General features: G+C 32.9%; 20 protein-coding genes. 2 read left to right on the top strand and 18 right to left on the bottom strand.

The genetic code is table 11. The features are described from left to right. Positions 1 to 27 precede the first annotated feature (27 nt). Genes rfbD through V1468_RS04360 form a run of 8 tightly spaced genes read right to left on the bottom strand, consistent with a single transcriptional unit; the run spans position 28 to position 8,453 of the window. Complete coding sequence (gene rfbD / locus V1468_RS04395) at positions 28 to 891, bottom strand: dTDP-4-dehydrorhamnose reductase (RefSeq protein ID WP_331809027.1); 864 nt, start codon at positions 889 to 891, stop codon at positions 28 to 30. Continuing rightward, positions 888 to 1,433, bottom strand: a complete 546-nt coding sequence (gene rfbC / locus V1468_RS04390) for a dTDP-4-dehydrorhamnose 3,5-epimerase (RefSeq protein WP_331809026.1) — start codon at positions 1,431 to 1,433, stop codon at positions 888 to 890. Before rfbC ends, rfbD begins: the two co-directional genes overlap by 4 nt. Position 1,434: 1 nt before the next feature. After that, the gene (gene rfbA / locus V1468_RS04385) at positions 1,435 to 2,298 is read right to left on the bottom strand and encodes a glucose-1-phosphate thymidylyltransferase RfbA (RefSeq protein WP_331809025.1); all 864 of its coding nucleotides are present in this window, start codon (positions 2,296 to 2,298) and stop codon (positions 1,435 to 1,437) included. Next, the gene (gene rfbB, locus V1468_RS04380) at positions 2,295 to 3,314 is read right to left on the bottom strand and encodes a dTDP-glucose 4,6-dehydratase (protein ID WP_331809024.1); all 1,020 of its coding nucleotides are present in this window, start codon (positions 3,312 to 3,314) and stop codon (positions 2,295 to 2,297) included. Before rfbB ends, rfbA begins: the two co-directional genes overlap by 4 nt. Beyond that, positions 3,304 to 4,359 carry a hypothetical protein gene (locus V1468_RS04375; RefSeq protein ID WP_331809023.1) on the bottom strand — a complete coding sequence of 352 codons (1,056 nt, stop codon included), beginning with the start codon at positions 4,357 to 4,359 and terminating at the stop codon, positions 3,304 to 3,306. Before V1468_RS04375 ends, rfbB begins: the two co-directional genes overlap by 11 nt. A gap of 3 nt (positions 4,360 to 4,362) precedes the next feature. Beyond that, positions 4,363 to 6,054: a DUF6909 family protein gene (locus V1468_RS04370; RefSeq protein WP_331809022.1), complete on the bottom strand. Its 1,692-nt coding sequence runs from the start codon at positions 6,052 to 6,054 to the stop codon at positions 4,363 to 4,365. A gap of 27 nt (positions 6,055 to 6,081) precedes the next feature. Beyond that, the gene (locus V1468_RS04365; RefSeq protein WP_331809021.1) at positions 6,082 to 7,584 is read right to left on the bottom strand and encodes a GH3 auxin-responsive promoter family protein; all 1,503 of its coding nucleotides are present in this window, start codon (positions 7,582 to 7,584) and stop codon (positions 6,082 to 6,084) included. Next, positions 7,584 to 8,453 carry a M23 family metallopeptidase gene (locus V1468_RS04360; protein WP_331809020.1) on the bottom strand — a complete coding sequence of 290 codons (870 nt, stop codon included), beginning with the start codon at positions 8,451 to 8,453 and terminating at the stop codon, positions 7,584 to 7,586. Before V1468_RS04360 ends, V1468_RS04365 begins: the two co-directional genes overlap by 1 nt. A 113-nt stretch (positions 8,454 to 8,566) precedes the next feature. Here V1468_RS04360 and tatA point away from each other — a divergent pair, with 113 nt between their 5' ends. After that, positions 8,567 to 8,752: a twin-arginine translocase TatA/TatE family subunit gene (gene tatA, locus V1468_RS04355; RefSeq protein ID WP_331809019.1), complete on the top strand. Its 186-nt coding sequence runs from the start codon at positions 8,567 to 8,569 to the stop codon at positions 8,750 to 8,752. A 54-nt stretch (positions 8,753 to 8,806) separates the two neighbouring features. Here the strand turns inward: tatA and V1468_RS04350 are convergent, their stop codons facing one another. The 3 genes from V1468_RS04350 to V1468_RS04340 form a co-directional block, all read right to left on the bottom strand. Next, positions 8,807 to 9,787, bottom strand: coding sequence for a DUF4837 family protein (locus tag V1468_RS04350; protein ID WP_331809018.1), 981 nt, complete (start codon positions 9,785 to 9,787; stop codon positions 8,807 to 8,809). Between the two features lie 23 nt (positions 9,788 to 9,810). Beyond that, entirely contained in the window at positions 9,811 to 11,358 is a 1,548-nt protein-coding gene (locus V1468_RS04345; protein WP_331809017.1) for a LysM peptidoglycan-binding domain-containing protein, read from the bottom strand. A gap of 107 nt (positions 11,359 to 11,465) precedes the next feature. Further along, positions 11,466 to 12,653: a phosphoglycerate kinase gene (locus tag V1468_RS04340; RefSeq protein WP_331809016.1), complete on the bottom strand. Its 1,188-nt coding sequence runs from the start codon at positions 12,651 to 12,653 to the stop codon at positions 11,466 to 11,468. 86 nt (positions 12,654 to 12,739) lie between these two features. Here V1468_RS04340 and V1468_RS04335 point away from each other — a divergent pair, with 86 nt between their 5' ends. Further along, positions 12,740 to 13,894, top strand: coding sequence for a DNA polymerase III subunit (locus V1468_RS04335; RefSeq protein WP_331809015.1), 1,155 nt, complete (start codon positions 12,740 to 12,742; stop codon positions 13,892 to 13,894). Positions 13,895 to 14,018: 124 nt separating this feature from the next. Here V1468_RS04335 and V1468_RS04330 read toward each other — a convergent pair whose 3' ends face one another. The 7 genes from V1468_RS04330 to mnmG all read right to left on the bottom strand — a co-directional run bounded on the left by V1468_RS04330 (position 14,019) and on the right by mnmG (position 22,233). Beyond that, positions 14,019 to 14,864: a DUF4249 domain-containing protein gene (locus V1468_RS04330; protein WP_331809014.1), complete on the bottom strand. Its 846-nt coding sequence runs from the start codon at positions 14,862 to 14,864 to the stop codon at positions 14,019 to 14,021. A 4-nt stretch (positions 14,865 to 14,868) separates the two neighbouring features. Next, the gene (locus V1468_RS04325) at positions 14,869 to 17,244 is read right to left on the bottom strand and encodes a TonB-dependent receptor (RefSeq protein ID WP_331809013.1); all 2,376 of its coding nucleotides are present in this window, start codon (positions 17,242 to 17,244) and stop codon (positions 14,869 to 14,871) included. A 193-nt stretch (positions 17,245 to 17,437) separates the two neighbouring features. Next, entirely contained in the window at positions 17,438 to 18,331 is an 894-nt protein-coding gene (locus tag V1468_RS04320) for a LytTR family DNA-binding domain-containing protein (protein WP_331809012.1), read from the bottom strand. A 92-nt stretch (positions 18,332 to 18,423) separates the two neighbouring features. Then, complete coding sequence (locus tag V1468_RS04315) at positions 18,424 to 18,960, bottom strand: OmpH family outer membrane protein (RefSeq protein WP_331809011.1); 537 nt, start codon at positions 18,958 to 18,960, stop codon at positions 18,424 to 18,426. A gap of 214 nt (positions 18,961 to 19,174) precedes the next feature. Next, positions 19,175 to 20,035, bottom strand: a complete 861-nt coding sequence (locus V1468_RS04310; protein WP_331809010.1) for a class I SAM-dependent methyltransferase — start codon at positions 20,033 to 20,035, stop codon at positions 19,175 to 19,177. Between the two features lie 74 nt (positions 20,036 to 20,109). After that, positions 20,110 to 20,289, bottom strand: coding sequence for a hypothetical protein (locus V1468_RS04305; RefSeq protein ID WP_331809009.1), 180 nt, complete (start codon positions 20,287 to 20,289; stop codon positions 20,110 to 20,112). A 72-nt stretch (positions 20,290 to 20,361) separates the two neighbouring features. Continuing rightward, positions 20,362 to 22,233 (bottom strand): tRNA uridine-5-carboxymethylaminomethyl(34) synthesis enzyme MnmG, encoded by a 1,872-nt coding sequence (gene mnmG / locus V1468_RS04300; RefSeq protein WP_331809008.1) that lies wholly within the window; start codon positions 22,231 to 22,233, stop codon positions 20,362 to 20,364. Between the last annotated feature and the right edge of the window lie 13 nt (positions 22,234 to 22,246).

Genomic DNA, 22,246 nt, shown 5'->3' with positions numbered 1-22,246 from the left:
AAATTTTATTCAAATTACCATAGATAATTATAGAACTGCATCTTTTTTTATTTCTTGAATGACTGTCTTAAGGCTCTCTTTCCAATCCTTTAAATTCTGATATATTAATTCTGTCTTTTCTAGATTTAAAACACTATACTTTGGTCTATTAGCTAAAGTTTTATAGCTACTTGTTGGTGAAATTTTTGAAACATTGTTAGGGAAGACATTACGGGCAACCTCTACAGCAAATAAATACCAATTAGTGCTTCCTTTTGCAGAGAAATTATATATACCATATGGCACATCACCTTTTTCTATAATTGAAATAATAAAATTTGAAAGGTCTATACAACTTGTAGGGGTGCCCTCTTCTTCTGTTGTTATTTTTAAATCAATATCTTCTTTAACCTTCGAAAGAATTGTTTTTACAAAATTTTTACCATAAGGAGAATACAACCAAGATGTTCTTATTATATAATACTTTTCTAGCTGCTTTTGAACATGACATTCACCATCTAGTTTCGATTTACCATATTGATTTATAGGATTAGGTTTATCGGTGGTTTTGTAAGGTAAAGTCGCTTTTCCTTCAAAAACATAATCAGTTGATATATGAATAAGAATTACATTGTGTTTTTTACAGATTTCAGATAAGTTATTTACACCTTCTGAATTAATTTTAAAAGCTATATCCTTATTTTGTTCGGCACCATCAACATTGGTGTAGGCTGCGCAATTAATGCAGTATTTAAAACTATTATTGCTGAAAATTTTATGTATTTGATCCCTGTTAGTTATGTCTGCTTCTTCTTTATTAAAAAACTCATAAGATTCAATTTGATTATGAGCTTGGTTTTGAAGCGTTTGTCCTAACTGACCATTTGCACCAAAAACTGCTACTTTAGTCATAACGCTATATCTTTAAAACCAGATAATTTTAAATCTTTGTCTGAAAGAATTAAATCTTCTGCAGACAATTTCCAGTCTATTTGCAAGTCGAGGTCGTTATACATTATTCCACTTTCAGCGCTTTTGTTATAATAGTTATCACATTTGTAACTGAAAATTGTATTGTCTTCTAAAACCACAAAACCGTGAGCAAACCCTTTTGGGATATATAGTTGTTTTTTATTCTTACCTGATAAAAGAACCGAAACATGTTGTCCGAATGTTTCAGAATTTGGTCTAATATCCACTGCCACATCCATAACACTACCTCTAACAACTCTGACTAATTTTGCCTGTGCATACTCTCCTCTTTGAAAGTGTAAGCCCCTTAGTACTCCTTTTGAAGAATTAGATTCATTATCTTGGACAAAATTGGAAGATATTCCTGTAAGTCTTTTAAAGGTCTCTTTATTAAAACTTTCTATAAAATAACCTCTTTGGTCCCTAAAAACTTTTGGCTCTAATATAAAACAGCCCTTTAATTTTGTTTCTTTAGCTACCATATTATTCTGATAGGATATTTAATAAATACTTTCCATATCCGCTTTTAGTTAATGGTAAAGCAATCTGCTTTAATTTTTGATCGTCGATATAGCCCATTCTATATGCTGTCTCTTCAATTGACCCAATTTTAAGCCCTTGTCTGTCTTCAATTACCTGAACAAACTGTGAGGCTTGCATTAATGATTTAAAAGTCCCTGTATCTAACCATGCTGTTCCTTTATCTAATACACTTACCTTTAAATTACCTCTTTCTAAGAATGTTTTATTAATATCTGTTATTTCTAGTTCTCCTCTTTTGCTTGGCTTTATGTGCTTTGCAATCTCAACAACTGAATTATCATAAAAATAAATTCCAGGTACAGCATAATTAGATTTTGGGCGTTCTGGTTTCTCTTCTATTGAAACTGCTACACCATTTTTATTAAAATCAACCACACCATATCGTTCTGGATCGTGAACATGATACGCATAAATTATTCCACCATTAGGATCATTGTTTTTTTGGAGTAACTCTGACAAACCTGTTCCATAAAAAATATTATCACCAAGTATTAATGCAACTTTGTCATTACCAATAAATTTCTCACCAATTAAAAACGCTTCAGCTAATCCGTTTGGTTTTTTTTGAACAGCATATTGAAAATTACACCCATACATTTCACCGTTTCCCAACAAATTTTTAAATAAAGGTAAGTCTTGTGCTGTGGAAATAATCAATATATCCCGAATACCAGACCACATGAGTGTTGATATAGGGTAATAAATCATTGGCTTATCATATATTGGCATTAGTTGTTTACTTACCGCCAAAGTAAGAGGGTGTAAACGCGTACCTGAACCACCTGCTAAAACAATTCCTTTCATCTGTTTTCGTACTTATTTAAATACCAATTTATTGTTTTAAGTATACCTGATTCAAAATTTTCTTTTGCCTTCCACCCAATTTTATTTTCAATCTTTGATGCATCAATGGCATATCTAAAATCATGACCTGGCCTATCTTTTACAAAGGTTATTTGCTGAGAATATTTGCTTCCCTTAGGTCTTATTTCATCTAGTATCTCACAAATCTTGTTAGCAATATAAAGATTATCTCTTTCATTTTTACCTCCTATATTATAGGTTTCTCCTGATTTTCCATTAGAAAAAACTAAATCTATACCATTACAATGATCTTCTACATATAACCAGTCTCTAATATTATTACCCTTGCCATAAATTGGGATATCCTCTCCGCTTATCGCTTTTCTTATTATTGTAGGGATTAATTTTTCATCGTTTTGTCTAGGTCCATAATTGTTGCTGCAGTTTGTAGTAACGACATTCATACCATATGTATGATAGTAACTACGAACAATAAAATCTGAAGAGGCCTTCGAGGCGCTGTAAGGACTATTAGGTGCATAGGAAGTCTCTTCTGTAAATAAGCCTACCTTATCTAGACTACCGTATACTTCATCAGTTGAAATATGATGAAATCTATTATTCTCACAACCCTTCTTGAATAAGAACGGTTCATGCATCCAATGATTTTTGGCTGTATTTAATAAATTAAATGTGCCATACACATTTGTATTAATAAAATCATCTGGGTTTTTAATAGAGTTATCTACATGAGATTCTGCGGCAAAATGTATAACTCCATTAAAATTGTATTTACTAAAAAGTTGATTAACAAGTTCCTTATCGCAAATATCACCTTTTACAAACTCATAATTTGAGTTGTTTTGAATCTGCTTCAAATTAGAAAGCTCACCTGCATAGGTAAGCTTATCCAAGTTAACTATTTTAATGTCTGAGAATTTTTCTAAAAGATAAATAATATAGTTTGAACCTATAAAACCAGCTCCTCCTGTTATTAAAAATCTCTTATCCTTCATACGAAACAACGTACTTAATTAACTTATTAAATAGATAAATTAAACATAATAATACAAATGCAATTATTGGAAGAATAAGTATATATAAATTCCAAATACTTGTATATTTTGCACCAACATCTTGAAAACTAGAAAGTGTATCAAAATATACATCTTCTTCAACCTTTTTAGCCTCTAAATTACTCAGTTCTTGTCTTAATTTATTTTCTTCTTGTAATAAATCATATTCTCTAGTCTTTGTCTTTTCTTGTATAAAAGATAAACCATCTTTAGTTGTATAAGACCCTTCTTTTATTTTAGACTCTTCTTCCATTACTCTCAAGTAAACTTTCTTTAAAGAATCTACCTCTTTAATAGATGCTAAAATCCGTTTTCTTTCTATTGAGATTAAAGAATCCCTTTTCTGCATTTTCTTTACAGAATACGTATTTGTAAAGGTTGTATTTAACCCTTTTTCTAATGACCTAAAAATATCCTTTTTAAAAGATCTAACGTTTATTTCAAAAACATCCCCAGAATAAATACTTCTATTTTCAATAAATTCATCAAAGCTTATATCTTGTGCTCTTACACTATCAATTGATTTAACAAAACTATCGTATTGCTTAATCTTGTCATTTTCATTTTCTGGTCCAGGATGAATATCAAATTCAATGATTTGTTTAGCAGACTCTTGGTCTATATCAAAAATAGACATTAATTGATTATAATCTTTTTCTCCAATTAGTGCATTGTAATAGTTGATATTTGTTACTAATTGAAATTTAGAGTCGAAATATGGCTTCACTAGCATTTGTGATTCATATATGTCTTTTTGTGTTCGTTGCAAAACAAACCCTAAAACTGCAGCTAATACAAGTACAACTGCAATTATTTTAAAATTAGTAATTATTGCTTTTAAAGCATATATAAAAACTGAATAAATAGCTTTAAATATTGAACCAACAAAGTTGAAAAATTTATCAAATAATTTTCCAATCATGTTAAACAATTGCCCTAAATCTACTTCCTCGTTTTGAGAACCTTGTGGTACTTCTTGACTCATTTATTATGAATTAAATATTTGTTCTAGTATTTTTTTTGTAATTACGTATGTTGGTTTTACTCCTGATGTACCTAAACCACCAGATGCTAAGGTGCTTCCTGTTTCTAAAGGATTATCACTAGCATAATAAGCGTATCTAACTTTTACATCTTCGTTTATACTTCCTCGTACTTTTGATGCAGCTTGTATCGCTTTTTGATAATGTGCCCCTTCCATTTCTAAACCGATAACATTCCAAGTAGATTTTTTAAAGAATTTTAAAATCTCTTTATTCTGTAACGATGTACCTAATACTGTTATCATAGTTCCTTCATAAACATCTACACCACAGTCTAATAGATCTTCTTTACTTAGCTCATTCTTGAAAGGGTAATTATCAGCAGTACCTTCAAAAATATGAGCAGACGGTATCATTACATCTCCTTTACCACCTTCTAAAATCCCAGCTTTACCCATTATAGAAATAGATTTTACATCTAAATGTATTTTTTCTCCATCTGCTTTAATTGGTTTTAAAAACTCATCTAAAGTCTCATAAGCCTGTTCCCCAAAGGCATAATCCATGACAAAAATTACGGCTTTGTCTTCTACTTTTGTTTCTAAGTATTTAAAGTCTGTCTTAGAAAAATCTATTTTATCAGTATCAAAAATCTGAACATCAATGTTGGTTCCAGAACTATCTTTAATATAGATCATTCCGTTTTGCAACGCAGATTTCTCTACTTTATTGCGCATTAAAGAACTTTTTGGATTACTTAAGGATTCGTAAATCTCAAAAATGTTCTTTTTGGCGTCTGATCCTTTAAGAGTTCCTTTAGCAAATAAAGAATTCATAACACTATGCATATTGGCACTAATGATATGAATTGGCCTTTGTAATAAACCGTGTTTATGCAAAATAGATTTAATGTTATCGGCCCACACCTCACCGTGAATGTGATGCCCTAAGCGCTCTCTTAAAACCGGACTAAAAGTTATTGTTCGTTTGTTGCCATTTACTACTTCTTCAATAGCCAATTTGCCCAGCCAGTAAACAATGTGTAATAAGCGTTCGGGTTGGTTTTCGGTTGCAAATTTTGAGTAAGACTCTGTCAACTCATTAAAGGTTCTACCTAAAATATTTGCTGTATGCGTTATTGCTATTTCTCTTTCTTTCTGAGTTAATTTTTTTGTAGATGTAACAGCATTTTCAAGCTTTTGCCAATCTCTAACGGTTGTTCCTTCTTCATCAATAAGTACTCTTTTACTTATTTTATGCGACTCTACAAATAAAAACGTGAGATGTGTTAAAATATCATAGATTTCAGAGCGTCCTCGAGTAATCTCTATATTCATTTGCTCATCATCTATTCTGTAACAATTACGTCTTCTTTTAGGTGGAATTATAGGCTTAAAGTGAGAGTTAGCATAACCTTCATCACTTGTTAAATTAATGAATGTACACTCTTCTATACCTTGAGGTAGGCGATCAATTACATAAAGAAGTCCGTCAATTTCTGCCTTTTCTTCTCCTATTGAACCATAAATTTCTGGTCTTAAAAGAAGTAACGCTTCTCTTAAAGTTTCTCCAGAAACACCCATTGGTTTGTAAAATCCACGATTAAACAAGTGGCGCATTGTTATATACATGCGCTCAATAGCACTAGAGCTCTCCTGGGCTCTAGTTCTTTCGTGTTTTTTATTTGTTGTACTCATACCTTTATTTGGCGTGCAAATATAGTTTTATTTAGTTAATTTTAGGTCATTTAAACTGTCTGCTATTTTTCGGTCATTTGATAGTCTTGGTATTTTATTTTGCCCTCCAAGCTTTCCTATTGACTTCATATAGGACTGAAAACCATCTTTTTTTATTCTTGTGATTACTAAAGGTCTTAAAACTTTCCCTTCTATTAAATCAAAATAATAACTGTTTTGTTTTTGAAGAGAAGCTTCTAAATCTTGAATAAACCTTAATTCATCTTTCGGTTCGTTTTCAAACTCAATAAACCATTCGTGATATGGCAATCCTTCAGAAGGGTTAATTTGAGGCGCTACAGTAAATTCGTTTACTGTAATATCAGTATTTGCAGTAGCTTCTTTTAGCGCTTGCTCTACTTCTTTGCCAATAACGTGTTCTCCAAAAGCAGAGATAAAATGTTTTATTCTTCCACTTACAATAACTCTATAAGGTTTTAATGATGTAAACTCTACTGTATCGCCAATATTATATGCCCAAAGACCAGCTGTTGTAGAAATAAGCATAACATAGTTAACTCCAAGTTCTACATCTTTAATTGTAATACGTTCTGGATGATCTTCAAAAAAATCTTCTGCTTTTATAAACTCGTAAAAGATACCTGAGTTTAATTGCAACAACATACCCTTTTGATCTTGCTTATCTTGAAATGCAAAGAAGCCTTCACTTGCAGGATAAAGTTCTATACTGTCAACTTTTCTTCCTATTAAATTTTCAAATTTTGCTCTATAGGGTTCATAGTTAACCCCTCCAAAAATGAATAGATTGAAGTTTTTAAAAATTTCGCCTACTTTTTTTCCTTTCTTTTCTATCAATTTTTCAAAGTACATTTGTACCCAAGATGGAATTCCGGATATGATACTCATATCTTCATTTACCGTCTCTTCTACAATAGCATTAACCTTAGTTTCCCAATCTTCTATACAATTGGTTTCTAAGCTTGGCATTCTGTTTTTTTGAAGATATTTTGGCACATAATGTGCTACAATACCTGAAAGTCTTCCTAATTTTATACCATGCTTTTCTTCTAAAATTGGACTTCCTTGGAGAAAAATCATCTTACCATCTACAAATTTTGTATTGCCAGTTTCGTGAATATACATTAGGATTGCATTTCTTGCAGCTTCTACATGTGTAGGCATGCTTTCCTTTGTTATAGGAATATATTTTGCGCCAGATGTTGTTCCTGAGGTTTTAGCAAAATAAATAGGTTTTCCTTTCCAAAGTATGTTTTCTTCGCCTTTTACTACACGTTCTACATAGGGTCTTAGAGCCTCGTAATCTCTTACCGGAACTAAATTTTTGAAGTCTTCATAAGACTGAATCGTATTAAACTTATGATCTTTACCAAAAACCGTATTTGAGGCTTCCTTAATGAGATTTTGAAACACCTTATCTTGGGTTTCTACTGGTTGAGAAGCCCATTTATTGATGCGCTTTGCTATTAGTTTAGCAAATGGTTTTGATAGTGCTGCTTTAATCGAAGGCATTACTGAAAATCAATAAAATTAGTTGGATTTACTGGATAACCTTTACTCCATAATTCAAAATGAAGGTGTGGTCCTGTGCTTAATTCTCCTGTATTACCAGACATGGCAATAACCTCGCCTGCTTTTACCAAATCTCCCTGAGATTTTGTTATAGCAGAATTATGCTTATATACAGATATTAACTCTTGATTATGCTCTATTATAACAACATAACCTGTTTCTACCGTCCACTCAGCAAAAATTACTGTACCGTCTGCTGTAGCTTTTACAGGCGTGTTAGTTGCTACAACGACATCTACAGCATAATGCTTATCTTTTAAATTGTAATTTTGTGAAATGGACCCATTTACTGGCGGAAAAAGCACAATATTATTTTGGTCTGAAGTATCTTCAAACAAATTGTATTTATCTTCTTTTTCAACCTTTTCTCTTAATAGTGAATCTGGTTTATTGGTTGTTATTTGTAAAACCTCTGGATCGTTTTTTGCAGCTTCAATAACAGAATCTCTATTGAACTCTACCGTAGAAACTTCTCCTGTAAGTACTTTTTTGATTGAAGCATAGTAGCGTTGTTTTGATTCTATTTCCCTTACCAAAGAGTCCGTTTTATAATTTAGCATTGAAGCTTCCTTTTTTAATTTTGCGGAAGAATAACCAGGAATATACTCTCTTAATGGAGTAAAAGCTATTAGAAGAATGGTGAAAAAAACAAGCAAAATAGCAGATAATGAGGTTAACACAAATACATTGAGTCGTGTTAATTTTATTGCAAATCGTTCTTCAAAAGTGTCCTCATTAAGTATAACCAAGCGATACTTATGAAGTAGTTTTTTAGTAAACTTCTTTTCTTTTTTCTTCTTTTTTGCCATTAAAACAAAATTAAATAAAATAGTGAAACGGTATTCCCAATAGTTATTAAAGTTGAGAATACAACGTTATATTTAAAGTTTAATTACTAACTTTGCGGTCTAAATTTGAAGTTATGATTACTAGTAGTATATTTTTAGGTGCAATAGGTCCAGGTTCTTGGGTATTAATTGCTTTAGCTGTCTTATTATTATTTGGCGGAAAGAAAATTCCTGAATTAATGAGAGGTTTAGGAAGTGGAATAAAAGAGTTTAAAGACGCAAGTAAAGACGAGACTTCTGAAAAGAAAGAAGAACAATAGACGTTTTATTTAAAAAACATAAAAAAAGCCAACTTTTTCAAGTTGGCTTTTTTATTATTTAATCTTTATTGATTTTATCATCGACTCTAATTCGAAGACATATTCTGCTTTGCTTAATGATGGTGCATAAACGTAGCCATCTGCTATGAGGAAACGTTTGTTTACTTTATCTTCTATAGCGTAGGTTATAAATGGTCCTGCCATAGTAAAGCCTTTCATTTCCCAAATACCTCTTACCTCGTAAGCTGGTTTATTATCTATTATAGTTTCAAACATTGCAGGTGCGTAAGCATCTTCTACTGCCATATAAATACCATCTTCTCCCGGAATTTTTGTTTTAGTAATATGATCTCGCATTTTTATAATGTCTACTACTGTGCTATCTCCTTCTGTAATTGTTTCTAGTGGCACTTCATAGAACATTAATTCTATAGTTTTTGAATTACTTAGATTTTTTCTTATCCAGAAAAAGTCGTCTTCTGCTTTAGCAATTCTGTATGCTGATGGAATATTTACGCTAAAGCCCATTTTTTTCTGTATTGCGCTTACATCAAGTAGGTCTAGCTTTATTCTTCTTTGCTTTTCTTTAACTTCTTCTTTGTTAAATGCATCAATAATTTTAGCCTTGTTTTCTTGTAGCTGACTAATTATTTCTTCATTCGTTTTGCCTCCAACAACGGCTACTGTTTGCGGTTTTGCAAAAGCATTATTAGCTATTTTGGTTGTGGGAGTTAAATTGGCTTTTTCAATTTTAAGAATTATTCTACTGCGTGTTGCAAATCCATCAAAGACTTGAGGTGGAATTTGTCGAAGCTTAAACATTGGCTCATCAACTGGTAAACCATTCAGTGGTGCTGCAAAAATCTTTCTAATATTTTCTCCAATACTTCCTTCCCATAAATCATTATCTACAACTACAGAAATACTATTTAGATTTCCATTAGATTCTGGAAGAAATATCCTGTTATCTTCCTCTTTTTTGTCTCCACAAGCTGTTAGCAATAAGCAAAATAAAAGTGCATATAGCGTTCTCATAAATTAATTTTTTTGTTGGTTTATTACTCAGACACAATAAGTGTCATTCCTATTTTGAGTTTACTACCACTAATATCGTTCCAATCTTTAAGATTTTGAATAGAAACTCCAGAAAATTTTTGTGAGATGCTCCAAAGTGTATCACCAGACTTTACTACATATGTCCTCTTCCCTTTTGTATTAACGGTTGTTTTTGGCGCTTTTGGTTTTGAATCTACAACCGGTTTTCGCGGATAAATTGTTAATCGTTGTCCTATTCTAAGGTTATTGTTCCTTAATCCATTCCAACGTTTTATCTGGCTAACCCTAACGCCATATCTCCTTGCTATTTTTCCTAGGTAATCCCCACTTTTAACACGATATCTTATTTTTGTATCTGCGTTAAATAATTGCGGTAAGGGTTTTTCTCGTTTATCGAATTCCGCTTTAGCAAATGCATATATTTTTTCTTCGTTAGACGTAAAGACACCTATTGCTTCCCTAGGTAAACGTAGTACATAAGTTTTACCTTCAATCTTTGGAATAATATCTAACTTGTATGATGGATTTAAAAACTGAAGTTCTTCTATTTTAACACCTGTAGTTTCTGATACCTGATCTAGCGTAATCATTTGCTTAACATGTACTGTATCGGTTTGAATCATTTGAAAAGGCGGCCTTTCTGGTTTAAAACCGTGTTCTTCTGCATACTCAAAAATATACATAGTTGCTAAAAATGCTGGTACATAACCTGCTGTTTCACGTGGAAGATTTGGTCTAATATTCCAATAGTTTTTGTAACCTCCAGATCGTCTTATGGCTTTGTTTACATTTCCAGGACCAGAGTTATATGCTGCTAATGCTAAATCCCAATCTCCAAATATTCTGTAGAGCCTAGACAGATATTTTGCTGCTGCAGTAGTTGAACTTATAGGGTCGCTGCGCTCATCTACATAACTACTTACATCGAGACCATATTCTTTTCCGGTTCCGAACATAAACTGCCATAAGCCTGTAGCTCCTACTCTAGATCTTGCTTTTGGTTTTAACGCAGACTCTACAATAGATAAATACTTCATTTCTAAAGGAATGTTGTGATTGTCAAATTCAGCCTCGAACATTGGGAAATAAAAATGACTTAAGCCCATTAAGCGCTCTAGAGATGTTCTTCTGTGCTTTAAATAACGCTTTATTACACTTTCTAAAGACGGGTTATACTCAACATTAAAAGGTGTTCTCGCATTGAGACGTGCTAACCTTGCTTTTAAGGTATCTGTTGATAGTTCTGGATAATCAATAGGCTCATACGTTAACTCTGATACGGATTTGTAGATTGTATCATACAATGAGTTACTGTATAATTCTTCTAACCATTTTTGATCTAATTCTGCCGCTTCAGGATGGTCTTTAAGATTTTTAATATCTAATGTATCTTGTTCCGCAGGAATTATTTTTCCGTTCACAATTGATTTTCCATCAATGATAGAATCACCAACTTTAGTAGTTGATGAAATAGAGTCTGTCTTCGTTTGCGAAAAACCAAGCGAAGCAAAAACACAGACTAAGAATAAAATTTTAAATTTGTATTGCATATAATAATAAAGACCTACCACTCTTAACGTTAGTAGGTCTAAAAATAGTACTTTTTATGACTTATACTCAATTTTAAATAGTTGAGTATCTATTTTTTATGAATTGATTATTCTAGAATAGCCGCAATTCCAGGTAATGTTTTACCTTCTAAGCTTTCTAGCATAGCTCCACCACCTGTACTCACATAACTTACTTTATCTTCAAAACCAAACTCTTTTACGGCAGCTACAGAATCTCCACCACCAACTAAAGAAAAAGCACCATTTTTAGTAGCGTTAGCAATAGAATTTCCAAGCGCTATTGTGCCTTTAGAGAAGGTTTCCATTTCAAACACTCCTAGCGGACCATTCCATAAAATGGTGTTACACTTGTTGACTACGTCGTCAAAAATCTCTAAAGATTTTGGTCCAGCATCCAAACCTTGCCATCCATTAGGAATGTGATAAACATCCACATGCTGTGTATTGGCATCGTTGCTAAAAGCATCTGCAGCAATAACATCTACAGGTATATGAACTTGCACACCTTTAGCCTCTGCTTGTTTTAATATATCTAAAGCCAATTCCATTTTATCATCTTCGCAGATAGAATCTCCAACAGATCCTCCTTTAGCTTTAATGAATGTAAATGTCATTCCGCCACCAATAATAAGGTGATCTACTTTGTCTAAAATATTTTCGATAACGGTGATTTTTGAAGATACTTTAGCTCCACCAAGTACAGCTAAAACAGGCTTTTCACCATCTTCTAATACTTTTTTGATGCTTTCTATTTCTTTTGCCAATAAGCTCCCGAAGCATTTAGCATCTGGGAAAAATTCTGCAACAATTGTCGTAGAAGCGTGTGCTCTGTGCGCAGTACCAAAAGCATCATTAACATAGATATCTCCTAGCTTAGATAATTGCTTTGCAAAGTCTTTGTCTCCTTTTGTTTCCTCGTCATGAAAACGCAAGTTTTCAAGTAATAAAATTTCACCAGGTTGTAAGTCATTTGCCATTGCTTCAGCCTCTTCTCCTACACAGTTGCTGGCAAATTTTACTTCTACTCCTAAAACATCTTTAATTTCTGAAACAATATGTTTAAGAGAAAATTCATCTTGTACACCTTTAGGTCTGCCTAAATGCGACATTAAAATACAGCTTCCTCCATCTTCTAAAACCTTTATAATTGTTGGTTTTGCCGAAACGATTCTTGTGTTGTCTGTAACTTCAAAATTGTCATTTAAAGGCACATTAAAATCTACACGGATTAATGCTTTTTTGTTTTCAAAATTAAAATCGTTTAGTGTCTTCATCTGTTTTAAATAAGGAATATGTTTCTCTGTTTTGAATAACAAATATAAAGATTAGAAAGCATAAAAAAATTACATAGTTTTGCTTTATGTTATTTTCTGAAGTTTTAGGGCAAGAACACATTAAAAATCACCTTACAACAAGTGTTGATCAAGGTAGAATTGCACACGCACAACTTTTTGTTGGACCAGAAGGTTCTGGCACTTTACCAATGGCCATAGCTTATGCACAATACATTTTATGCAGCAACACTGGTGGCGAAAACACTGGCGGAAATGAATCTTGTAATCTAAAATTCAAGAACGTATCGCATCCCGATTTGCACTTTGCGTTTCCTGTTACTACAAGTGATAAGGTAAAAAGTAAACCTGTTTCTAATTTTTATCTCGAAGAATGGAGACAATTGTTAGAACAGCAACCTTACGGCAATCTTTTTGATTGGTACAAATTGTTGGGTGTGGACAATAAACAAGGGCAGATTGGTGTTGATGAAGCTTTTGAAATTGTAAAGTCCCTTTCACTTAAATCTTATGAAGGTGGTTACAAAGTAATGCTAATTTGGATGGCTGAAAAAATGAACACAGCATGTGCCAATAAGCTCTTAAAACTCATTGAGGAGCCACCAGAAAAAACCATTTTCATTCTCATTGCAGAAGACGAAGAGCAAATTATTAATACCATTCGTTCGCGATGTCAAATACTAACATTTCCTCCACTAGCAGAAGAAGCAATTACTGAAGCTTTGGTGAGAAATTATCATATTGAAAACGCTGTTGCTACCAAAATTGCACATCAAGCTAATGGTAATTATAACAAGGCTTGCGATCTTATTTATCAAGATAGTGAAGACATTCTGTTTGAAAAATGGTTTATTCTTTGGGTACGTTCGGCTTTTAAGGCTAGAGGCAATAAAAGTGCTATTCATGATTTGATATCCTGGAGTGAAGAAATTGCAAAAACCGGAAGAGAAACACAAAAGAAGTTTTTAGCGTTTTGTCTCAATTATTTTAGACAAGCCATGCTTATGAATTATAAAGCTGATTCTTTGGTGTATTTAGAACCAAAATCCGAAGGTTTTAAACTTGAGAATTTTGCACCCTTTGTGCATGGCAATAATATTTTGGAGATTAGTGATGAGCTTCAAGATGCTATTTATCACATAGAACGAAATGGGAATTCTAAGATTATCTTAACCGATTTAAGTATAAAACTTACTCGTTTACTACATAAAAAAGCTGTATGAATAGCATGAGAATCTGTCATTCTGAATTTATTTAAGAATCTCAAAAAACTGATTTTTAAATTGTTTTAGAATCTGAAACGAGTTCAGATTGACAAAACATTAACTTTTCAAACAGCCTTTATTTTTATTCAAAAGTATAGGACGTTACATTGACTTGCGTTAGCCTAAAATACCCAAAAGCATATTGTTCTGGATTTGTAGGATTAATACAATTTCCTCTAATTAAAGCAGAATTAGACGAAAACGGATCACCACCACTGTAATACTGTTCTATCAATAGTCTCATGTAGTTGTAATACTGTTCAGAAATGCCATAAAGCTCAATATCTACCACATCTCCAGGTTGAAACGCAGCTTCACCATTATCTTCATCATCATCTTTTTCAAAAAAATCGTGGATTTCATTACCGTTTACAAACTCGTCTGAAATATCTTCAAAATAAGGAAACAAATCTCCATCTTCATAATAACGAATAAGGTAATAGTTTTCTTCATCTACAGGATCGTCGAAATAGACATTCACCTCTAGTAATTCATCATCAAAACCTCCTTCAATACTTTGTGTAATACTATTGATGTCTGAAACGGACATTAATGTTTCGGTTGCTTCATAATTTTCGCCATTATAGCTAACCTCTAAATGATAAGTGTCTCCAATAACAGGCACAAAATTATCTATAGTATAACTGCCATCATTTTCATCTACAAAATTGAATATGGCACCCGAATTTAAATTTGTAACTGTAACCGTTGCTCCGCTAACACTTGTATCTTCACCTGTATTAAAATAAGGTGTAGACATGCTTAAGTTAATGGTTTGCTCGTTGCCTGCTGTGCCTTTTTCCCAATCTAAAGATGCTTCTATAACCAAACGTGGTTCGGCATTATTTACATCAACATCTATGACATCTTCGCACGATGCAAAAACAGTTAATGCAATTACTAGTAAGCTTTTTATATAGTTTTTCATGATGCTAAAATTTAAAGTTATAGGTTACCGAAGGAATGATTCCAAAAATTGAAATTCGAGTGGCTTCGTTTAATCCTGTTTGATTGTTTTGGTTAAAGCTAACTGAAGCGGCATTTCTTCTGTTATAAAGGTTGTAAATACCAAAAACCCACTCGCCTTTCCAACGTTTTTCATTGTCTTTGTTTGGGGTGTACGTTGCCGAAATATCTAATCTATGATATGAAGGCAAACGATCCTCGTTTCGGTTAGAATATGTTGCAATAGACAAGCCTTCGTAAGTATATTGTCCGTTAGGATAGGTTACAGGACGACCCGTTTGGAACACAAAATTAGAACCAAACCTCCATTTATCACTGAGTTTGTAAGATCCTGTTAAGGAGATATCGTGTGTGCGATCGTAAGGCGTATTGTACCAATCGCCATTATTTATTCCTGGTCCGCCAGCATTTCCTCCTAAAGCACGTTGTTCGGACTTTGATAAGGTATATGCTAACCAACCTGTAAAATTGCCTTTGTTTTTTCGAAATAAAACTTCTAAACCGTAGGCTCTTGCTTCACCGCTTAATATTTCGGTTTCAATATTATTGTTTCCTATTAAATCAGAGCCATCAATATAATCTATGCGATTGTCAACTGTTTTGTAGTAGGTTTCCAGCTCTAAAGTATAAGCATTGTCTTTAAGGTTTTTGTAATATCCTAAAGCAAACTGATTAGATATCTGAGGCTTTATATACTGTCCACTTGGTGTCCAAACATCCAGAGGTGTTACCGAAGCTGTATTAGATAAAAGATGTAAATATTGTGTAGATTTAGTATAACTGGCTTTTATTGAAGAGGCTTCATTAAGCTGATAAGAAACGCCTAATCTTGGTTCAAAATTTCCAAAGGTTTTTATGCTTTCACCCTTGTTGTAATACGTTTCACTTTCTGCTTCTCCACGTTCGTAAATGCCTAAATCACTATTGTAAATTACAGGTTGGTTGTTGACATAAGTCTTCATGCTTTGTCCACCCAATCTCGAAAAAGTGCTGTAACGTAAGCCATAATTGAAAGCCAATTTTTCAGAAATTTGATGCTCTGCACTTATGTAAGCTGCACCTTCAAAAGCGCGCTTTTCGTCTAACTTTAAATAGTTAATTGCAGAGGTTTCAGAAGATGGTCTTACTTCACCAGGATTAAGGTTATAAGTTAAACCGCTAATGCCAAAATCTAACGTAAGGTCATTGTTTACGTAGTAGCCTAAATCATATTTTACATTGAAATTGGTGATGTCTGCATTCCAATCTAATTCAATAAAATCTAGTAAAATTCGATAATCGTATTTGCTATAGATGAAAGATAAATTAGAAAATAACTTGTCGTTAAACACGTGGTTCCAACGCAAGTTTCCTGTCGCATTACCGTAGTTATTTTCAATGACTTTAGACAAATTGAAAATATCACGACCAAAATAACCCGATAAATACAAACGGTTATTTTTATTGATTTCGTAATTGGTCTTCAGGTTAAGGTCGTAGAAAGATATTTTATCGTCTTTAACATCTTCAATAAGTGGCATAAACAAATGTGCATAAGACGCTCTACCAGCTATTAAAAATGATCCTTTATCATTAAAAATTGGCGATTCTGCGGTCAATCTACTTGAAATTAAACCTATACCTCCAGTCAATCCAAATTGTTTGCTGTTGCCATCTTTTTGCCTGACGTCGAGCACAGAAGATACTCTGCCCCCATATTTTGCCGGAATATCCCCTTTATACAACTTAATGTTTTTAATAGCATCTGCATTGAATACCGAGAAAAATCCGAAGAAATGGGACGTATTATAAATTATAGCTTCATCTAAAAGCACCAAGTTTTGATCGGCTGCTCCACCTCTTACATGGAATCCTGCAGAACCCTCACCATTGTTGGTAACTCCAGGCAGTAACTGAATAGATTTTACAACATCAACCTCACCTAAAACCGCTGGCATTTCTTTAATTGTATTAGCGTTAAGTTTCGCTACGCTCATTTGTGGCTTTCTAATACTAACCCTTTCAGACTCTTCTGCTACAATTACAATTTCATCTAGAGATGTTGCCGTCTCTTCTAGTTCAAAATCTAGCTTTTGATCTTTGTTTAATGAAATTTCTCGTGTTATGGACTTAAAACCTATAAAGGATACAACCAAAGTATAAGTGCCTTCCGGAGCGGTTAAAGAGAAAAAACCGTACTCGTTTGTCGTTGCACCATAATTGGTGTCTTTTAAGTAAACGGTTGCACCTAAAAGCGTTTCACCGTTATTAAGGTCTTTAATGGTTCCGCTTATACTATACTGTTCTTGAGCCTGACACAAAAAGCCTGTAAATAGGAAAATGACTAAACATAAATGTTTCATTAGTGATTGTTCTATTTTTTGATTGATAAAATTAAGGTTTGAAATGGTATGAAATTCGATTTTTACTTTATGTCTTTGTTAACGCAAATAAATTTCAAATATTAGCGAAACACGCTATGGAGACGCTTATTTGGTGCGAATTGTTACAACTTTGGAGTGAAAATCTTAAAAACAAACTTAAAGCTAAAACTTATTAGGCTTCAAAAGCCTTCTTAATTGCTTCTGAAAATGATTTTGAAACCGGAATTTTCACTTTAGAATCAGAAGTCTCAATAATTAAAAAAAGCTTTCCACTAATCTTTTTCATGCTATTCACCTTGAGCAAATTTACCGCAAAAGATCTATGACATTGCTCAATAGGCAGATCTTCTGTTTGTAAAAGAATATGTTTTAATCGGTTTCTTATGATGTGTTTTTTAACATCGTCAGACTTACCATAATATACCAAAACATATTGATTACTAGATTCTAAGTACAATATATCCTCTAGATTTAGTTTTAAATCTGGGTGATTATTTTCATCATAGAAAACGACTTGTTTTGTGGTGTCTAACGTAGTGAAACGTTCCTTAAAATTCTTAAGCCGATGATCTAATTCTTGTATTTCAGATTGCATTTGTATAATTGCGACATATACCACACTTCCTAGGAAAGGAAACAATAAAATCATCAGCACTTTTGGGTACATTTTCAACTGAAACCAAATATTAAGTTCTTGTTCAAAATCATTACCTAGATCTGGAATGATAAAGGAAAGTCCAAAGTTGATAACTAACAATAATAGGGCTTCAAAAAGTACCCAATACAAGTATTTTTTATTATTAACTTTTTGATAATCAAAAACTTGCCTCAAAACAAACTGAGATAAACCTAAAGCTAAAAACGTACTGATAGCTATAGAAAAGAAGAATAAAAACTTATGAAAAGTAGGATTTGCTGGGTTGGACATCTCTTCTGAGATGCCGTAGGGTTGAAAGAAAAGCAGAAAAACATGAGAAAATACAACAGCGCTTACAATGTAAATCCATTTAGACCTTTTATCGTTAAAGTAGAAAAACGGCTGTTCTAAGAATTCACTAATTTTCATTACTTTATTGAGTTAATCAACGAACTTAAAAACAAAAAAGCCAGATGTTTATTGTATCATCTGGCTAATTCTATTATTCTTTAGTCGAAAGTTTATTCTTTTTCTTTGCTTTCTTCTACTTCTTTACTATCTCCATTTAAAGCCTTAATCACAGCATCAGTTATGTCTTTATCTTCTGCTCCGTACATTACGCTTCCTGCTTCATTAGCACCAAGAATAAAAGTGTATCCGTTCTTTTTTCCGTAATCCTTTACAAAAGCTTTAACTTGTTTAACTAAAGTATCTATTTCTTTCTGTCCTTCTGCTTTAAGCAATTTTTCTTCGTTACCTAATTGGTAATCTTGCATCTGCTTTTTCTGAACCAGAGCTTGATATTCTTGCTCGGCTTTAGATTGATTCATTTTTTGGGCTCTAGTTTGAAAAGCTTGAGCCTCCATTTGGATTGCTTTATCTAAACTATCTGCTTTTTTATTGAAAGCATCTATTTTAGTTTGAAACTTAGCTTCAAAATTCTTTTTCTTGTTAAACTCCTTTACAACTTTTGCATTATCTACAAAAGCTATTTTATCTTGTTTTTGGCAAGATGTAAAAATCGCTAAGGTTACTAAAGCAACAACTATTTTTTTCATGATATTAATCTATTATTGTTTTTTGCAAATGTAAAAAAGTTAACCTGTGATTTTCATTATTTTTTATATATAAATAAATCTTATAGTTAGATCTATCTATTATTTTAAAAATCTATAAAAAACAAGCTCAAATAAGGCGTTTTAAGCGCTTTTATAATTTTAGCAACCCAATTACCTTGTTCAACAAGAGATGCAAGACACAGATTACCTAATTCTAATTATTTTTAGATTTTAGGACATAAATATGGGAAGAATACTCCTTTGTACGATTTCCTTTGAGATTTGAACGCCATCCTATCCAAAAAGCTTTAATGGGATTCATAAAACCAGATTTGTATTTTTCTGAAAGTAGACTCACATAGTAAGCATCAAATTTCATTGGTAAGATTTTTACCAATTTTAATTGTTCCTCGTGAAACAATTTTTCAATCGATGTTTTTGAAAAATGCCAAAGATGTCTCGGCACATCATAAGCCGCCCAAAAGTTTTTATAATATTGCGCATCATAACTTTTAAAGTTTGGAACTGCAATTACCAAAGTTCCGTTTGGTTTTAATAAATGCTTAAAAAGCTTAACGTGCATTTCTAAATCTGGTAAATGTTCTAAAACATGCCAAAGTGTAATAACATCGAAACTGTTCTCTTTTAAAGTTTCTAAATGTTGTATATCGAAAACCGAATTGTTTGTTTTAGAATTTGCAATCGCTCTTGCTTGTTCGTTTGGTTCTACTCCAACAACAATCCAACTATTGTTTTTTGCGATTTCTAAAAAATCGCCTGTACCACATCCAACATCTAAAAGTGTTTTTTCTTCAGATTGAAATGAATTAATCAGTTTCAATTTTCGTTTTAAAGAAATCGTTCTGACTAAATGATACACTTTTTCAAACAGATTTCGCTTGGCGTCTGTGTGAGAAATGTAGTCTTCGCTTTTGTAATATTCTGAAAGTTTTTCGCCTTGAGGTTGTGGAAATGTTTCCAACAGATCCAATGTCTCATTATGCAATAATTGAAATTCCTCTCCAGAAATGGAATGGTCTTTTACGGTTAGATATGTTGGTTTTTCTTTTAACACTAAATCAGTTTTAGATTCCTGCCTTCGCAGGAATGACAGCAAGCAAAAAAAACACTTAACGCTGTTTTATTTAATTATAAATCAATAAAAAGATAATTAGCAATTCTTTTATCTAATTTAGATTTCAAACACTTTCTGTGACAAAGAAAACCTTGCTCTTCTACTGCGTCAATATTATCTTTAACGGAAAGGCTTATAGCCTCTTTAACGAGTACTGATTTTCCACAAAAACAACAAACTGCTTCTTTATTCACTAATGCTAACTTGAACGTTCCACGTGGAACATATATGTTTTAATTTTTGAGACTCCTGCTTTTGCAGGAATTTTATCTACCCAAATACACCAATAAAACTGAAATATCATTAGGCGATACTCCACTAATTCTTGATGCTTGCGAAATGGTTACTGGCTGAATTTCGGTTAACTTTTGTCTTGCTTCCATACTCATAGATTTCAGTTTAGAGTAATCAAAGTTAGATGGAATTTTTACATTTTCAAGACGGTTTAACTTATCTGCATTATTCTTTTCCTTTTCAATATAACCAGCATATTTAACCTGAATTTCGGTTTGCTCTATAATTTCAGAATCTAAATTGTTCTCAGAAATATAAGCATCTACTGAAGCTACTTTTTGCATATCTTCAATCGTGATATTTGGTCTCGCATACAACTTAAACATCTTGTCTTGCTGCTTCACTTTAGCAGAATCTTTTGATTCTAAAATCGGATTTATTTCATCTGGCGTTACACTGGTATCCTTAAAAAACTGAACGAAATTTGAAGCTTTTGATTGCTTCTCTTCCATTCGTTTTAATCGCTTTTCAGAGGCTAAACCAAGTTCGTATCCCTTAGGTGTTAATCTAAAATCTGCATTATCTTGCCTTAAAAGCGTTCTATATTCTGCACGAGATGTAAACATACGATAAGGCTCTTCTGTACCTTTTGTAATTAGATCATCTATTAAAACACCGATATAAGCTTCATCTCTTTTTAAGGTAAATGGATCGCGCTCTTGTACTTTTAAGCTCGCATTTATACCTGCAATTAACCCTTGAGACGCTGCTTCTTCATAACCTGTTGTTCCGTTAATCTGACCAGCAAAATATAAACCCTCAACCAACTTTGTTTCCAAAGTATGCTTTAATTGTGTAGGTGGAAAATAGTCGTATTCTATCGCATAACCAGGTCTAAAAAACTTCACATTTTCAAAACCGGCTACAGAACGCAAAGCATTAAACTGAACATCTTCTGGTAAGGATGTTGAGAAGCCATTCACATAAACTTCAACTGTATTCCAACCTTCTGGCTCTACAAATAATTGATGTCTGTCCTTATCAGCAAAACGATTAATCTTATCTTCTATTGATGGACAATAACGAGGTCCAACACTTTTAATTCTACCATTAAACATTGGCGACCTATCAAACCCTTCTCGAAGTAAATCGTGCACTTCTGGACTTGTGTAAGTCATATGACAAGAACGTTGTTCAGTCAAAGGTTTTGTAATATCTAAATATGAAAACTTCTCTGGATTTTCATCACCAGGTTGTTCAATCATTTTAGAATAATCTAAGGACCTGCCATCTACTCTTGGTGGCGTTCCTGTTTTCATTCTCCCAGAATCGAAACCAAGTTTAATAAGGTCTTCTGTGATTCCTGTAGCAGCTCTTTCTCCTGCTCTACCTCCACCAAAGTTTTTGTCACCGATATGAATTAAACCATTTAAAAAAGTACCATTTGTAAGCACAACAGTTTTGGCTTTTACTTCTATTCCTAAAGAAGTTTTTACACCAACTATTTTGTGATTTTCTATAATTAAACCAGACACCATTTCTTGATAGAAATCGAGATTCGGTGTTTGCTCCAACAACAACCTCCAGTCCTCAGCAAAACGCATTCTGTCGGATTGAACTCTAGGACTCCACATTGCAGGTCCTTTAGATTTATTAAGCATCTTGAATTGAATTGCAGAGGTGTCGGATACAATTCCGCTGTAACCACCAAGCGCATCAATTTCTCGCACAATTTGACCTTTTGCAATTCCACCCATTGCAGGATTACAAGACATCTGTGCAATATTTTGAAGGTTCATTGTAATTAACAACGTCTTACTTCCCATATTGGCAGCAGCAGCAGCAGCTTCACTTCCTGCGTGACCTGCACCAACTACAATTACATCGTAAACTTCATTAAACATTGTTGAATATTTT

Origin of the sequence: Winogradskyella poriferorum (genome assembly GCF_036553625.1) — a bacterium.
In the GTDB taxonomy this organism is placed as follows: Bacteria; Bacteroidota; Bacteroidia; order Flavobacteriales; family Flavobacteriaceae; genus Winogradskyella; species Winogradskyella poriferorum.
This window is presented reverse-complemented; position numbering and strand designations above follow the sequence as displayed.

Coding starts and splice junctions, on each gene's coding strand:
- rfbB (WP_331809024.1), bottom strand. CDS start 3,314: ATGAAGGATAAGAGATTTTTAATAACAGGAGGAGCTGGTTTTATAGGT.
- rfbC (WP_331809026.1), bottom strand. CDS start 1,433: ATGGTAGCTAAAGAAACAAAATTAAAGGGCTGTTTTATATTAGAGCCA.
- V1468_RS04330 (WP_331809014.1), bottom strand. CDS start 14,864: ATGAAAAACTATATAAAAAGCTTACTAGTAATTGCATTAACTGTTTTT.
- rfbA (WP_331809025.1), bottom strand. CDS start 2,298: ATGAAAGGAATTGTTTTAGCAGGTGGTTCAGGTACGCGTTTACACCCT.
- V1468_RS04320 (WP_331809012.1), bottom strand. CDS start 18,331: ATGAAAATTAGTGAATTCTTAGAACAGCCGTTTTTCTACTTTAACGAT.
- V1468_RS04325 (WP_331809013.1), bottom strand. CDS start 17,244: ATGAAACATTTATGTTTAGTCATTTTCCTATTTACAGGCTTTTTGTGT.
- V1468_RS04315 (WP_331809011.1), bottom strand. CDS start 18,960: ATGAAAAAAATAGTTGTTGCTTTAGTAACCTTAGCGATTTTTACATCT.
- mnmG (WP_331809008.1), bottom strand. CDS start 22,233: ATGTTTAATGAAGTTTACGATGTAATTGTAGTTGGTGCAGGTCACGCA.
- V1468_RS04345 (WP_331809017.1), bottom strand. CDS start 11,358: ATGCAATACAAATTTAAAATTTTATTCTTAGTCTGTGTTTTTGCTTCG.
- V1468_RS04360 (WP_331809020.1), bottom strand. CDS start 8,453: ATGGCAAAAAAGAAGAAAAAAGAAAAGAAGTTTACTAAAAAACTACTT.
- tatA (WP_331809019.1), top strand. CDS start 8,567: ATGATTACTAGTAGTATATTTTTAGGTGCAATAGGTCCAGGTTCTTGG.
- V1468_RS04340 (WP_331809016.1), bottom strand. CDS start 12,653: ATGAAGACACTAAACGATTTTAATTTTGAAAACAAAAAAGCATTAATC.
- V1468_RS04375 (WP_331809023.1), bottom strand. CDS start 4,359: ATGAGTCAAGAAGTACCACAAGGTTCTCAAAACGAGGAAGTAGATTTA.
- V1468_RS04350 (WP_331809018.1), bottom strand. CDS start 9,787: ATGAGAACGCTATATGCACTTTTATTTTGCTTATTGCTAACAGCTTGT.
- V1468_RS04335 (WP_331809015.1), top strand. CDS start 12,740: ATGTTATTTTCTGAAGTTTTAGGGCAAGAACACATTAAAAATCACCTT.
- V1468_RS04365 (WP_331809021.1), bottom strand. CDS start 7,584: ATGCCTTCGATTAAAGCAGCACTATCAAAACCATTTGCTAAACTAATA.
- rfbD (WP_331809027.1), bottom strand. CDS start 891: ATGACTAAAGTAGCAGTTTTTGGTGCAAATGGTCAGTTAGGACAAACG.
- V1468_RS04370 (WP_331809022.1), bottom strand. CDS start 6,054: ATGAGTACAACAAATAAAAAACACGAAAGAACTAGAGCCCAGGAGAGC.